The organism is Geobacillus sp. ZGt-1 (assembly GCF_001026865.1).
GTDB lineage: Bacteria > Bacillota > Bacilli > Bacillales > Anoxybacillaceae > Geobacillus > Geobacillus thermoleovorans.
In genome coordinates, this window is sequence record NZ_LDPD01000010.1 from 22,444 (window position 1) to 35,774 (window position 13,331).

The 13,331-nt window shown below is 50.8% G+C and carries 15 protein-coding genes, 2 pseudogenes and 1 other annotated feature; of the genes and pseudogenes, 13 read left to right on the forward strand and 4 right to left on the reverse strand.

The genetic code is table 11. The annotated features are described in order from the left end of the window. Positions 1-117: 117 nt before the first annotated feature. Positions 118-306 carry a YjzD family protein gene (locus tag VU18_RS03385; RefSeq protein WP_025039308.1) on the reverse strand — a complete coding sequence of 63 codons (189 nt, stop codon included), beginning with the start codon at positions 304-306 and terminating at the stop codon, positions 118-120. Positions 307-439: 133 nt separating this feature from the next. On the opposite strand from VU18_RS03385, the gene VU18_RS03390 reads away from it, so the two are divergent. Further along, complete coding sequence (locus VU18_RS03390) at positions 440-1,180, forward strand: alpha/beta hydrolase (protein ID WP_047757647.1); 741 nt, start codon at positions 440-442, stop codon at positions 1,178-1,180. 34 nt (positions 1,181-1,214) lie between these two features. Here VU18_RS03390 and VU18_RS03395 read toward each other — a convergent pair whose 3' ends face one another. Then, positions 1,215-1,466 (reverse strand): hypothetical protein, encoded by a 252-nt coding sequence (locus VU18_RS03395; RefSeq protein WP_047757648.1) that lies wholly within the window; start codon positions 1,464-1,466, stop codon positions 1,215-1,217. A 258-nt stretch (positions 1,467-1,724) separates the two neighbouring features. Here VU18_RS03395 and VU18_RS03400 point away from each other — a divergent pair, with 258 nt between their 5' ends. The 6 genes and pseudogenes from VU18_RS03400 (at position 1,725) to VU18_RS03420 (ending at position 6,053) form a co-directional block, all read left to right on the forward strand. Beyond that, positions 1,725-2,657 carry a beta-ketoacyl-ACP synthase III gene (locus VU18_RS03400; protein WP_014195167.1) on the forward strand — a complete coding sequence of 311 codons (933 nt, stop codon included), beginning with the start codon at positions 1,725-1,727 and terminating at the stop codon, positions 2,655-2,657. A 40-nt stretch (positions 2,658-2,697) separates the two neighbouring features. Beyond that, a partial coding sequence (locus VU18_RS19050) for a beta-ketoacyl synthase N-terminal-like domain-containing protein (RefSeq protein WP_304413645.1) occupies positions 2,698-3,002 on the forward strand: 305 nt, incomplete at its 3' end. Position 3,003: 1 nt separating this feature from the next. Further along, positions 3,004-3,936, forward strand: a pseudogene (gene fabF, locus VU18_RS03405) (beta-ketoacyl-ACP synthase II); the annotation flags it as partial. A 144-nt stretch (positions 3,937-4,080) separates the two neighbouring features. Continuing rightward, positions 4,081-4,884: a DUF2268 domain-containing protein gene (locus VU18_RS03410; protein ID WP_011230307.1), complete on the forward strand. Its 804-nt coding sequence runs from the start codon at positions 4,081-4,083 to the stop codon at positions 4,882-4,884. A 136-nt stretch (positions 4,885-5,020) separates the two neighbouring features. Next, positions 5,021-5,227, forward strand: a complete 207-nt coding sequence (locus tag VU18_RS03415; RefSeq protein WP_011230308.1) for a hypothetical protein — start codon at positions 5,021-5,023, stop codon at positions 5,225-5,227. A gap of 85 nt (positions 5,228-5,312) precedes the next feature. After that, positions 5,313-6,053 carry a YjbA family protein gene (locus tag VU18_RS03420; protein ID WP_014195169.1) on the forward strand — a complete coding sequence of 247 codons (741 nt, stop codon included), beginning with the start codon at positions 5,313-5,315 and terminating at the stop codon, positions 6,051-6,053. 61 nt (positions 6,054-6,114) lie between these two features. Here the strand turns inward: VU18_RS03420 and trpS are convergent, their stop codons facing one another. Together trpS and VU18_RS03430 are read right to left on the reverse strand one after the other, a co-directional pair. Next, positions 6,115-7,101 carry a tryptophan--tRNA ligase gene (trpS, locus tag VU18_RS03425; RefSeq protein WP_013146076.1) on the reverse strand — a complete coding sequence of 329 codons (987 nt, stop codon included), beginning with the start codon at positions 7,099-7,101 and terminating at the stop codon, positions 6,115-6,117. 50 nt (positions 7,102-7,151) lie between these two features. Then, positions 7,152-7,386 (reverse strand) — a binding site (T-box leader). A 50-nt stretch (positions 7,387-7,436) separates the two neighbouring features. After that, positions 7,437-7,811 carry a DUF3899 domain-containing protein gene (locus VU18_RS03430; protein ID WP_011230311.1) on the reverse strand — a complete coding sequence of 125 codons (375 nt, stop codon included), beginning with the start codon at positions 7,809-7,811 and terminating at the stop codon, positions 7,437-7,439. Positions 7,812-8,237: 426 nt separating this feature from the next. Between VU18_RS03430 and VU18_RS03435 the strand changes: the two genes are divergently transcribed. The 6 genes and pseudogenes from VU18_RS03435 to VU18_RS19060 all read left to right on the forward strand — a co-directional run. Further along, positions 8,238-9,422 (forward strand): peptide ABC transporter substrate-binding protein (locus tag VU18_RS03435; protein ID WP_236687265.1); only part of this gene is annotated, 1,185 nt, incomplete at its 3' end. Position 9,423: 1 nt separating this feature from the next. After that, positions 9,424-9,878, forward strand: a pseudogene (locus VU18_RS19055) (ABC transporter substrate-binding protein); the annotation flags it as partial. Between the two features lie 141 nt (positions 9,879-10,019). Next, complete coding sequence (gene opp3b / locus VU18_RS03440) at positions 10,020-10,949, forward strand: oligopeptide ABC transporter permease (protein ID WP_014195171.1); 930 nt, start codon at positions 10,020-10,022, stop codon at positions 10,947-10,949. Continuing rightward, a complete protein-coding gene (gene opp3C / locus VU18_RS03445) occupies positions 10,946-11,968 on the forward strand; it encodes an oligopeptide ABC transporter permease (protein WP_014195172.1) in 1,023 nt (340 codons plus the stop codon). Before opp3b ends, opp3C begins: the two co-directional genes overlap by 4 nt. A gap of 21 nt (positions 11,969-11,989) precedes the next feature. Further along, complete coding sequence (locus tag VU18_RS03450; protein ID WP_014195173.1) at positions 11,990-13,051, forward strand: ABC transporter ATP-binding protein; 1,062 nt, start codon at positions 11,990-11,992, stop codon at positions 13,049-13,051. Beyond that, on the forward strand, positions 13,044-13,331 hold a 288-nt coding region (locus VU18_RS19060; RefSeq protein WP_236687266.1), incomplete at its 3' end, for an ABC transporter ATP-binding protein. The genes VU18_RS03450 and VU18_RS19060, both read left to right, overlap by 8 nt.

Sequence of the window (13,331 nt, forward strand, 5' to 3'; positions counted from 1 at the left end):
AAGCTTCAAATTGCATCTATTATATAGGTGTTGAAGTGGGAGGATTCTCGGTTAAAGATGACAAAAAACAACGCCTTGGGACTTTCACCCCAAGGCGTTGTCTTATGAAGCGAATGATCAATGATGGTGATCCCCGGCCGGCTCGTCCGGAATCAAGGCTGCAATCACGAAGACTAAGATCGTCACGATCACGCCAAGCAAGGCGCCGGTTGCGAAATCATAGCCGATCCCTTGCATCGAGCCCATGACGTACGTTGCCATTTGCACGAGCAAAAACGTCCAAAAAAACGTCCAAAACAAGCGCATCTTTGTTCCTCCCATCTTCTCGTCATTCCTTTTCTTATCTTATCACAATTTGTCACGTAGGCATATACCCGGACGTTTTTTTTGGCCGCGCATATCGTATACTGTACCATTATGCATTGCCAAACAAGGGTGAATGGAAACGATGGCAGGACAACGGCGGTTTTTTCAACTCGATGAGCAATGGTGCATCGTTCACGTGCCGGAGCGCCCAAATGGGTTTGCCCTTTTTTTAATGGGCGACGGCGACCATTTTGTGAACGAACAGACGAGTTTTTGGCTCGAGCATCCGGGGCGGCGCCAATGGCTGGAAGATTGGTTGGAACGTGGGTATACGGTCTTTTCGTCCCATTTGTACGGCCGGCATTGGGGAAGTCCGAAAGCGGTCCGGCTGGCGCGCCAACTCATTTACTCGGTGTTGAAAAGCGAAATTGTGAACCAGCGCATCTATATCGTTGCCGAAGGAATGGGCGCGCTCGTTGCCTTGCAACTGCTTGGCGCCATGCCAAGTCAAATCCGCGCCGTCGCCATGATCAACCCTTGCCTTGATGTTCGCGCCCAGCTTGACTATGAACAGGAACATCCATTCGTGTACCGGCGGATGGTGAGGGAAATCGCGACTGCCTATGGCTTGAAAGAAGAGGAGGTGCCCGAGGCTGTTCCGTCCCTCTTTCTCAGTCCTGATGACGTTCCGGTGACGATTTGGCAGCTGGCCGGAGTGAGCCCGTATCCATCCGCCTTGCATAGCCGTAAATATGAACAATGGATGAAAACGACAAACAACCGGGTGCGCGTCGTTTACGAGCTGCCGGAGAAACGGCGCCAACTGGCTCGACAAATCGGGCAATTTTTCTGCCAATACAATGAACTCCCGTAAACGACAAGGGCAGACGCATCGACCGGTGCGTCTGCTATTTTTTCAATAAGTCGACGAGCGAGGTGATCTTTTTCACGAGCGGTTTTAATTGTTGCAATGAGTCGGCTAGCGTATTGACGTTTTCAAACAGCTTCATGAAATCGATGTTCGGCAGTAAAGGCGGTTCTGCCCCGCTCCCTTGATCTTCGCGCTCGCCGGTTGCGCGAGAAGGAAAAGATCCGAACATTAGGCGGGAAAAACTGTCTTGCCGTTCGCGATGTTGTTCTTGTGCTTCGCCGTTGGCCATGGGCGATCCTCCCTTTCATGCGATGGTTGCTCGTATTTGTATTGTATGGCAGAAGGGAAAAAGCGGTTTGGACAAATGCCTTAGGGGTACGGAAAGCGCTGGTTCAACTTTCGTTTTCTATTGCGCATCCACGCTCTTTCGGCTAAAATTAGTACCAAGTAATAATAATTGGTGATGTAGACTGATTGTACATTCAAGTTTGGTTGTCAGCGTGAGCGTTTTTTTGCCATTTTGGGAAAGAAAGAGGAGATGAATGATATGGGAGCAGGAATTATCGGGGTCGGCCGCTATGTGCCGGAAAAAGTGTTGACCAACTTTGATTTGGAAAAAATGATGGATACATCGGATGAATGGATCCGGACGCGCACCGGGATCGAGGAGCGCCGCATCGCTCCGGATGACATCGATACGTCCCATATGGCGTATTTTGCCGCAGAAAGGGCGCTTCAAGACGCTGGCATGGAGGCGAAGGATATTGATCTCATTTTAGTTGCCACCGTCACTCCGGACCGTCCGTTTCCGTCGGTCGCTTGCATGCTGCAAGAGCGGCTTGGCGCCGTCAACGCCGCTGCGCTTGATATCAGCGCTGCCTGCGCGGGGTTTATGTACGGGATGGTCACGGCCGCCCAATTTATTGACACAGGCGCCTACAAGTATATATTAGTAGTGGGGGCAGACAAACTATCGAAAATCACCGATTGGACCGACCGCAACACGGCGGTGCTGTTCGGCGACGGCGCCGGAGCGGTCGTCATGGGTCCGGTGTCGCCCGGGCGCGGGATTTTATCTTTCGAGTTGGGAGCTGACGGAACAGGAGGAAAACATTTATACAAAGACGAATATATCGTCATGAACGGCCGTGAAGTATTCAAGTTCGCCGTCCGACAAATGGGAGAATCAAGCGTGCGTGTGCTTGAAAAAGCCGGGCTCACGAAAGACGATGTCGACTTTCTCATTCCGCATCAAGCGAACATTCGCATCGTCGAAGCGGCCAGACAGCGGCTCGAGCTGCCAGAAGAGAAAATATCGACAACCATCCGTCGATATGGCAACACGTCGGCCGCATCCATTCCGATTTCGCTTGTAGAAGAGTTGGAAGCGGGCAAAATCCATGACGATGATCTCATCATTATGGTCGGATTCGGCGGCGGGCTGACGTGGGGCGCGATCGCTTTGCGCTGGGGCCGTTAACGGCACGTATATTATCGAAATAAAAGGAGAGACGGAAACGATGGAAAAAAGACGAGTCGTCGTGACAGGCATAGGCGCCGTCACCCCGCTTGGGAATGACGCAGAAACGACGTGGAAAAACATTATCGCCGGCCAGTCCGGCATCGACATTGTCACCCGCGTCAATCCGGACGACTTTCCGGCGAAAGTGGCGGCGGAAGTGAAAGACTTCGATCCGTCGCTGTTTATCGACCGCCGCGAGGCGCGGAAGATGGACCGATTTACCCAATTCGCCGTCGCTGCGGCGCTCATGGCGGTCAAAGATGCCAATCTCGACATTAATGAAAGCAACGCTGAACGGGTCGGNGTTTGGATTGGTTCTGGCATCGGCGGCATGGAGACGTTTGAACAGCAGTTTGAGATTTTCCAGCAGCGCGGTTATCGCCGAGTGAGCCCGTTTTTCGTGCCAATGATGATCCCGGATATGGCCGCTGGGCAAGTATCGATCATCCTCGGAGCGAAAGGGATCAATTCGTGCACGGTGACCGCTTGCGCGACCGGGGCGAACTCGATCGGTGATGCGTTTAAAGTCATTCAGCGCGGCGACGCCGATGTCATGATCACCGGCGGGACGGAAGCGCCGATTACGAAAATGTCGTTCGCCGGTTTTTGCGCCAATACGGCTCTTTCAACCAATCCAGATCCAAAAACGGCGAGCCGCCCATTTGACAAAAACCGCGACGGTTTCGTCATGGGTGAGGGAGCAGGCATCGTTGTTCTTGAGGAATTGGAGCACGCGTTGCGCCGCGGCGCGAAGATTTACGCAGAAATTGTCGGTTACGGTGCGACCGCCGATGCGTACCATATCACCGCGCCGGCTCCGGGCGGCGAAGGCGGCGTGCGGGCGATGCGCCAAGCGCTTCATGACGCTGGCCTGGAGCCGGAGGAGATCGATTACATCAACGCCCACGGCACGAGCACCGAGTACAATGATAAGTATGAGACGGCGGCGATCAAAGAAGTATTCGGCGATCATGCCTATAAGCTCGCCGTCAGCTCGACGAAGTCGATGACTGGGCATTTGCTCGGGGCGACCGGCGCGGTGGAAGCGATTTTCTCCGTGCTGGCGATCCGCGACGGCATCATTCCGCCGACGATCAACTACGAAACACCGGATCCGGAATGCGACCTCGACTATGTGCCGAATGAAGCGCGCAAGCAAGACGTGCGTGCGGTCTTAAGCAACTCATTTGGATTTGGCGGCCATAATGCGACATTGATTTTTAAAAAATATGTGTAATGGATGAAAAGGAGAGCCTTGGTTGAGCAGAGCTGAAAACGCGTGACTAACGGCGGGTTCGGTTCAGCGTCAGGCTCTCTTTTTTGTTTTGTTTCACCGTCTTTTCCCTGCCGACATAACGTAAGAGAAAAGGAGGGAAAAGCGATGGGATTGCTTCCGACCGATCGATGGCTTGAAGAGGATGAAGGCGATCCGCTCCGGTTGTGCGCACGGTTGGCGCCGCTTTTTGGCAAGATGCCGGCGCGTGAGATTTACAGCTATTTACGGCTGTATGGCATGTACCGAAGCACTCGGCAGGCCGAGCGGCTTTTGCCGGAGATGAAAGAGCGCCGTCTTTGGGAACGTCTTGGCCGTTTGTATGAACGGCAACGGGGGATATGGAAGGGACCGGACGTTCCGGTATTTTTGCTGCCGGCCGATGACGAAAACCGGAAGCTTGTGCGCGAATTCCAAGGAAAAGGCGGGGTGGCGTTTGCTGATAAATTGTTTTTCTTCTTGCTGCCGGATCATGGCGACGAGGAGATCGCCGCGTTGGTGGCGCATGAATACAACCATGTATGCCGTCTCAAGCAGTTGCCGAACGAAGGCGAAGATGCGACGTTGCTGGATGCAGTCGTTATGGAAGGATTGGCGGAGCATGCCGTCGCCGAGACAGTCGGCGTCAAGCAGTGTGCGGGATGGACGAAGTATTACACCGATCGGGAGATGGAACGGTTTTGGCGGCGTTATATTGTCCCGAACCAACATTTGCCCGTTTCGCATCCGCATACTTCCCGCATTTTGTACGGGCTTGGATGGCATCCGAAAATGGGGGGCTATGCCGTTGGGTATGCCATCATCCGTCGTTGCCTAGAAAGAGGCTATTCGCTCGCCCAATTGATGAAGATGGAAGCGAAAGACATCGCGGAGTTGGCGGGCTTTTCAGGCAAACAGCAAGGAGCGTCTTAGCTCGAAACCGCATGGCGACCGCCGCTGTCCGGTTATCACAAGAATCTTAGGGGCATCGGGCGCAAACAGGCATGTTGTCCATGGCGCCGACATATATGTAGAACAAGGACGTGGACAAGAAGGAAGGGAAAGCCCGGTGGTCCGCCTGTTTTTTTATTTGGTCGGTTTCGGTTTTTCAGTCGTCGGCGGCATGATGGTGATCGCCTATTTGAACATCATCACTCCAGAGCGTGGTTTTAGCGAATACTTATCTTATATTTCGACAAGGGTGGAATGTTATTTATTCCCTATTGGCCTTCTTTTGATGTGGGGGAGCTTGACGTTTCCAAGCCGCAGCCCCTAGAGGGGAAAAGAGGACGAAATGGAATAAAATTCTCCCCCTCTGCCTATACTGATGGACAAACACGTCTGGAAGTGAGGGGTCTCGCATGCTTTATCTGCACGACATTTGGGTCAACTGGTTTGAAGGAGAAGAGAACGGATACAACGTCTGCCATTTCCATGAATGGCGCAAGGACGATCAAATCGAGCTGCTCGACCAAGTGCCGCTGTTAAAAGTATCCCCGGCCCTGTTTCATTACATTGAAAACAGCTTGTCCGATCTTCCAAAACCGCTGCTAGACGATGTACATCAGAAGGCGTATGTCCGCAAAAACCATGAACGCATTCAGCTGGACTATTGTTTCGTTGTCACGGACGGCGCCGGCGTTTTGGCTGTCGATACAATCGGTTATCAAATCCCGATTCGCAAAAGCCGTCTCATTCCGCGTCAGGAACAACTCGTCTACGAAATGGCGGCCGAAGCGGAGGAACGGGACTATCCGCTGCCGAGGTATGAAAAAGAATACCACATTTTATCGCCGGCTCCGGAACTGATGTGCGGACTCACGCGCAAAGAGCGGCAGTTGAAACAGCTGTTGTTTATGGCGCTTGACCAGCTTTATTCGACAAAAAATGCTGCCCAGATGCGCTATTGGTATACGGAATGGGCGCCGGAAAAATACGCCGCTATTCAAAAAATGTCTTTTGATGAAGCGTGGGAACAATTGTATAACGAGACGAAATACGGGTGGTCCGAACGGCATGAGCAGCTGTGCGAAAACTTGATCAAAGGGCAGCCATTTTTCGAAAAACTGTGGGAAATGGAGCAAGAACCAAAAGTCAATTAAAAAACGGGCCAAGGCGATAGGCGCCTGCCCGTTTTTGTATGGCTTCGCTGGATGCGGCTATTTACCGCCGCCGCCCGAGCCCCATGGCTTGCTCCATTTTGCGCACCATTTCCGATGCAACCCGATTTGCTTTTTCCGCCCCTTCATCCAACACGCGGTCAAGCTCCTCGCTTTCCATCCAATGGTGATACCGCTCTTGAATCGGTCGAAGCGTTTCGATGACGACTTGAGCGAGGTCTGCTTTGAAGACGCCGTATCCTTTTCCTTCGTATTGCCGCTCCAACTCCTCGATCGATTGACCGGATAGGGTCGAATAAATATTGAGCAAGTTCGAAATGCCTGGCTTCGCTTCTTTGTCGTAGCGAATCGTTCCTTCCGAGTCGGTGACCGCGCTTTTGATCTTCTTCTCGATCGTTTTCGCATCGTCAAGCAGTGTGATGTACGCTTTCGGGTTGGGGTCGGATTTGCTCATTTTTTTCGTCGGGTCGACAAGCGACATGATGCGGGCGCCGACTTTCGGAATGCGCGCCTCAGGGATCGTGAACAGCTCGCCATACCGTTTGTTGAAGCGCTCGGCCAGATCCCGCGTCAATTCGATATGCTGCTTTTGATCATCGCCGACCGGGACGATGTCGGTGTTATAAAGCAAAATGTCAGCGGCCATCAGCGGCGGGTACGTGAGCAGTCCGGCGCTGACCGCCTCTTTGCCGGCCGATTTTTCTTTAAATTGCGTCATCCGCTCAAGTTCGCCGATATAAACGATGCACTGCAGCATCCAAGCGGCTTGAGCGTGCGCCGGCACTTCTGACTGGATGAACAACGTCGCTTGCGTCGGGTCGATGCCGACTGCTAAATACAAAGCGGCGAGGCGGCGGATGTTTTGCCGCAGTTCGTGTGGGTCTTGCCAAACGGTAATGGCGTGTTGGTCAACGATGCAAAAATAGCAGTTGTATTCATGCTGCAGCTCGACAAACTGCCGCAGCGCCCCGATGTAGTTGCCAAGGGTGATGACGCCGCTTGGCTGAATGCCGGAAAAAATGGTTTTCATCGATCTTCACTCCCTCAAGCAAAAAATAAAAAAGGCCCTGCCAGCCCTCTGATAGGGACGGTAGGACCGCGGTGCCACCCTACTTATTGCGCCGACAAGCGCAATCGCTCAGCCCATGCTTAGCGCATGGCCCCCTGTAACGCGGGGAAACGTCCTCGCCTACTGCGTCGCCGGTTCGGCGGGAAGCTCGAAAGCCCATTCCATATGGCTAGCCGCTTGTTCGCACCGTCCACAAGCTCTCTGAAGGCATCGCCAATATGTACTCTTCTTTCTCATCGCTCGGTTGATCCTAGATTTGCCTTATATTATACGGAAAACATTCAGCTGTTGCAACCTTATTGCACGGCATATCCGGCGGCAATCATCGCCAGAAACAGAAGCAGACCAGAAAAGAGAAGCGGATACGTGATGGCGAAACGCCGCGGACCGAGCAGCTCATCCGATTCATGTTCTGCTGCCGCTTCCTCAAGATACCGCTCCACCTTCGTTCGATTCCTGCGCAATCGGCGAAACCCGTATGCGAATCCGCTGAAAAACCCGCGTTCATAAACAAACAAAAGCCCGCCAAGCGACAGAGGCAAAAGGGAGAGCAAAAACGAAACGTTAATAAAGGCCACCGTACTCCATGCTCCTTGCCCTATTACGATGAGTGCGCTTGCCGCCAGCATCGCGGCGACGAGCCATCCAGTCCGCACAGCCGTTTGTTTCATATCGTCTGTTCCCGCCTTTCCCTTCTCACTGCTTATTTTATCATAAATCATGTGGGCGGGAAGATTGTCAAAATTATTAACAAAATTATATTGAAAAATATAGAAGAAACCTGGAAGTTCAGGAGAGATTTGCTTCGAAGCTGAAAGGAAGGGCAAAAAAATTATATTGTAAGCGTTTTCTTTTTTCTGTAGGCAGAAATTTTTTGTTTACAATTGTGGCAAAAGTCGTTACAATGCAGGTGTAAATGCAATCCGATCCTCATCCCGTTTGTAAGTAGTTTGAAATTTTTTTATTTAAGAAAATAAAAAAATCCTTTTCAAATATACTAACACAGGATATAATAAGCGATGTAAGTACAATCTTCTGAAATCAAATGGTTCAGAAGATTTGTAATACGCTACATAAATTTTAAGGGGGGTTTTTTAGTGAAGAAGCGATTCTCTTTCTTCCTCGTCCTGCTTCTCGCGCTGTCGACGTTTTTAGCGGCGTGCGGCGGAGGCGGGGACGATAATGCCCAAGGCGGCGAAAAGCCAGCCGAGAAGAAAGAGCAAGTATTGAACTTGCTTGAAACATCAGAGATTCCATCGCTTGATCCGGCGCTCGCTACGGACCAAGTATCGTTCATCGTTTTGAACAACGTCATGGAAGGTCTTTACCGTTTAGGGAAAGACAATAAGCCTGTGCCAGGGGTAGCGGAAAGCTACACGGTAAGCGAAGACGGCAAAACGTATACGTTTAAGCTTCGTCAAGATGCGAAATGGTCAAACGGCGATCCGGTGACGGCGCACGACTTCGTGTTCGCATGGAGACGAGTGCTTGACCCGAAAACGAAAGCGGAGTATGCGTACATTATGTACGACATTAAAAATGCTGCAGCAGTCAATACGGGCAAATTGCCAGTTGACCAGCTCGGCGTCAAAGCTCTCGATAATTACACGCTCCAAGTCGAGCTTGAAAACCCGATTCCGTATTTCATCAGCTTGACGGTATTCGGTACGTTCATGCCGCAAAACGAAAAATTCGTTAAAGCCCAAGGCGACAAATACGGTTTGGAAGCCAATACGACGCTGTACAACGGCCCGTTCGTCTTAAGCGAATGGAAGCATGAGCAAGGCTGGACGTATGCGAAAAACCCGAACTACTGGGATAAAGATACGGTCAAGCTGGAAAAAATCAACGTCAAAGTCGTAAAAGAGACCGCAACAATGGTAAACCTTTACGACACGAAAAAAGCGGATCGCGTTATCCTAAGTGCGGAGTTTGTTGATAAATATAAAAAAGACAAAAATTTCCACACGTATCTTGAACCATCGATTTTCTGGCTGCGCATGAACACGAAGAAAGAACCGTTGAACAACGTCAACGCTCGCAAAGCGATCGCGATGGCTATCGATAAAGAGGCGATGGTGAACACGTTGTTCAACAACGGCTCGGTTGTGGCCAACTATGCGGTTCCGAAAGACTTCGTCACCGGTCCGGACGGCAAAGACTTCCGTGACGCTAACGGCGATTTAGTGTCGTACAATGTGGACGAAGCGAAAAAATTGTGGGAGCAAGCGAAAAAAGAGCTTGGCAAAGATAAATTCACTATTGAATTGTTAAACTATGACNACGACGTCGCGAAGAAAGTCGGCGAATACTTAAAAGAACAGCTTGAAAAGAACTTGCCTGGCCTTACGGTCAACATTAAACAACAGCCGTTCAAACAAAAACTTGAGCTAGAAAGCAATATGCAGTATGAACTATCCTTCTCTGGCTGGGGTCCGGACTATCAAGACCCGATGACGTTCCTTGATCTGTGGACGACAAATAACCCGCACAACCAAACGGGCTGGTCGAATGCTGAATATGACAAGCTGATTAAAGATGCGAAAACGACGCTGCTTGGCGACTTGCAAGCCCGTTGGGACGCAATGTTGAAAGCAGAAAAAATCCTCTTTGAAGAAATGCCAATTGCTCCGCTGTATCAACGCGGCCGTGCGTATTTGCAACGTGAATACGTAAAAGACATTGTTATTCATTCATTTGGTGGAGATTATAGCTATAAATGGGCGTATATCGAGTAACCGTTCTCTAGGAGGTGCGGAGGAGAGTATATGCAAGGGCATATACTCTCCTTTTGCCTGCCAAGGCGAAAAATGTCGAAAAAACTTGAAGATTGAAATACCATTGGTATTAAACAGGAAATAAACAGAGGAGGTGCAGCCATGGCGCGGTATACGATTCAGCGGCTCGTATATATGGTGATTACGCTGTTTATTATTGCGACCGTGACGTTCTTTTTGATGAAGCTGTTGCCCGGTTCGCCGCTGCAAAACCAAGAAAAATTGACCCCAGAGCAGCGAGCCATCATTTTGAAAGAATATGGGCTCGACAAACCAGTGCCTGTCCAATACGTTCAATATTTAGGCAACTTGTTAAAAGGAGATTTGGGTGTTTCGTTCCAGTATGACAACCGGCCGGTAACAGAGTTGATCGGCGACCGGATCGGCCCGTCGGCCCAGCTTGGGTTCCAGGCGATCGTCTTGGGCACGCTCGTCGGTTTAGTGCTCGGCATTTTGGCGGCTATTCGCCATAACAGTTGGGGAGATTATACAGCCACGGTCATTGCAGTCATCGGGATTTCCGTTCCGTCGTTCGTGTTGGCCGGATTTCTGCAGTATTTCATCGGTGTTAAACTGCAATGGCTGCCGGTCGCGTTTTGGGAAGGGTTTAAGTATACGATTATGCCGACGTTGGCGCTGTCTGTCGGCGTCATTGCCAACACCGCCCGCTTTATGCGTACGGAAATGCTTGAGGTGCTGTCATCCGATTATATTTTAACAGCCCGCGCGAAAGGGATTAGCAATGCGGGGGTCATCATCAAGCATGCGATCCGCAACTCGCTCATTCCAGTTATCACAATTCTCGGACCGATGGCGGTCAACTTAATGACGGGAACGCTCGTCATCGAGAAAATTTTTGCCGTTCCCGGTCTCGGCGAGCAGTTTGTCCGTTCGATCGAGCTGAACGACTACCCTGTCATTATGGGCACTACGTTGTTTTATTCGGCGTTATTGATTTTTGTCATTTTTATCGTTGATATTCTCTATGGGATTGTCGACCCACGCATTCGTTTAGCGGGAGGGAAAAAATGATGGCGAAACAACAATACGACCAGCTTTCACCGGAATGGTTTCAGCCCGCCCCGCCGAACGTCGGCGAGCAGGAAAAAATCAGCCGCCCAAGTTTGACGTTTTGGCATGACGCTTGGCTTCGCCTGCGCGAAAACAAAGCGGCGATTGCCGGGCTGACCATGATTATCATTTTAGCGTTATTGGCGATTTTTGCCCCAATGGCAAGTGAACGTTCCTATAAAGAGCAAAACTTAAGCCATGCGAAACTGCCGCCCAAAGTTCCGGTGTTGGAGCATATTAGCTGGCTGAATTTAGACGGGAAGGACGCCAATGGCGTTGATGTATATAAACAGCGCGGCGTGAAAGAGTACTATTGGTTTGGCACCGACGATTTAGGCCGCGACCTGTGGGTGAGAACATGGTATGGCACGCGCATCTCGCTGTACATCGGTTTGTTGGCCGCGTTGATCGATTTGTTCATCGGCATTGCCTATGGCGGCATTTCCGGCTATTATGGCGGCCGGGTCGACAATGTGATGCAGCGGATCATCGAAATTTTAAACGGGATTCCGTATTTGATCGTCGTCATTTTATTTATCTTAATTTTTGAGCCGGGGATTATTTCGATCACGCTGGCGATGGTCATCACCGGCTGGACGACGATGGCGCGCATTGTCCGCGGGCAAATATTGAAGCTAAAAAATATGGAATATGTGCTGGCCGCACGGACGCTCGGGGCGTCTAATTCACGGCTTATTTTTAAACATTTAATCCCGAACGTGATGGGGCCGATCATTATTACGACCATGTTTACGATTCCTACGGCGATTTTTACCGAGGCGTTTTTAAGTTTTATCGGTCTTGGCATCCGTCCGCCGGAAGCGTCGCTCGGTTCGCTCGTCAGCGAGGGATTTAAGTCGATTCAGACATATCCGCATTTGATTATTATCCCATCGATTGTCATCAGCTTGCTCATTTTAAGCTTTAACTTAGTGGCCGACGGGCTGCGCGATGCGCTCGACCCGAAAATGCGCAAATAACGGACGGAAGGGGTGAAAAGAATGGAAAAGATTTTACAGGTGAACGATTTGCACATCTCCTTCGACATTCATGCCGGTGAAGTGCAGGCCGTCCGCGGCGTCACCTTTGATTTGTACAAAGGAGAAACGCTGGCGATCGTCGGCGAGTCAGGGTCTGGGAAATCAGTGACTTCAAAAGCGTTGATGCGCCTGTTGCCGACACCGCCGAGCCGGATTAAGCAAGGGGAAATTTTATTTGAAGGAAAAGACTTGACCAAGCTGTCGGAGAAAGAGATGCAATCGATCCGCGGTGCGGAAATTTCAATGATTTTCCAAGATCCGATGACGTCGCTCAATCCGACGATGACGATTGGGAAACAAATTATGGAAGCGATTTTAAAGCATCAAAAGCTGTCGAAAGATGAAGCGCGCAAACGGGCGATTGAACTATTGCAGCTGGTCGGCATTAAAAACGCCGAGCTGCGCATGAAGCAATACCCGCACCAATTTTCCGGCGGGATGCGCCAGCGTGTTGTCATCGCCATCGCCTTGGCGTGCAATCCGAAAATTTTGATCGCCGATGAACCGACGACAGCGCTTGATGTGACGATTCAGGCGCAAATTTTGGAGTTGATGAAAGACATTCAGAAAAAGCTCGGCATGTCGATTATTTTCATCACCCATGATTTAGGGGTCGTCGCCAACATGGCCGACCGAGTGGCCGTGATGTATGCCGGGAAAATCGTGGAGATCGGCACGGTGGATGAAATTTTTTACAATCCGAAACATCCGTACACGTGGGGATTGCTGGCCTCGATGCCGAGCCTTGATCATAAAGATACGGAGCTGTATTCGATTCCGGGTTCGCCGCCGGATTTGTTAAATCCGCCAAAAGGCGATGCGTTTGCGCCGCGCAATCCGTATGCGCTCAAAATTGACTATGAGCTCGAGCCGCCGATGTTCCAAGTGTCTGATACGCACTATGCGGCGACATGGCTGTTGCATGAAATGGCGCCGAAAGTGGAACCGCCGGCTATCGTGCGTGAACGGATGAAACGGTTTGCTGACATCGTCGCCCGGAAAGGAGGAAAACCGCGTGGCTAGACAAAAGCTGCTTGAGGTCAAAAATTTGAAACAGTATTTCCCAGCTGGACGCGGTCAGGTGGTGAAAGCAGTCGACGGCGTCACCTTTGACATTTATAAAGGTGAAACGTTCGGCCTTGTCGGCGAGTCGGGCTGCGGCAAGTCGACAACGGGGCGGACGATCATCCGGCTGTACGAAGCGACGGAAGGAGAAGTGCTGTTTAACGGCGTCAATGTGCACGGCAAAAAATCAAAAAAAGAGCTGAAAGAGTTAAATCGGAAAATGCAGATGATTTTCCAA

Coding starts and splice junctions, on each gene's coding strand:
- VU18_RS03385 (WP_025039308.1), bottom strand. CDS start 306: ATGCGCTTGTTTTGGACGTTTTTTTGGACGTTTTTGCTCGTGCAAATG.
- VU18_RS03390 (WP_047757647.1), top strand. CDS start 440: ATGGAAACGATGGCAGGACAACGGCGGTTTTTTCAACTCGATGAGCAA.
- VU18_RS03395 (WP_047757648.1), bottom strand. CDS start 1,466: ATGGCCAACGGCGAAGCACAAGAACAACATCGCGAACGGCAAGACAGT.
- VU18_RS03400 (WP_014195167.1), top strand. CDS start 1,725: ATGGGAGCAGGAATTATCGGGGTCGGCCGCTATGTGCCGGAAAAAGTG.
- VU18_RS03410 (WP_011230307.1), top strand. CDS start 4,081: ATGGGATTGCTTCCGACCGATCGATGGCTTGAAGAGGATGAAGGCGAT.
- VU18_RS03420 (WP_014195169.1), top strand. CDS start 5,313: ATGCTTTATCTGCACGACATTTGGGTCAACTGGTTTGAAGGAGAAGAG.
- trpS (WP_013146076.1), bottom strand. CDS start 7,101: ATGAAAACCATTTTTTCCGGCATTCAGCCAAGCGGCGTCATCACCCTT.
- VU18_RS03430 (WP_011230311.1), bottom strand. CDS start 7,811: ATGAAACAAACGGCTGTGCGGACTGGATGGCTCGTCGCCGCGATGCTG.
- opp3b (WP_014195171.1), top strand. CDS start 10,020: ATGGCGCGGTATACGATTCAGCGGCTCGTATATATGGTGATTACGCTG.
- opp3C (WP_014195172.1), top strand. CDS start 10,946: ATGATGGCGAAACAACAATACGACCAGCTTTCACCGGAATGGTTTCAG.
- VU18_RS03450 (WP_014195173.1), top strand. CDS start 11,990: ATGGAAAAGATTTTACAGGTGAACGATTTGCACATCTCCTTCGACATT.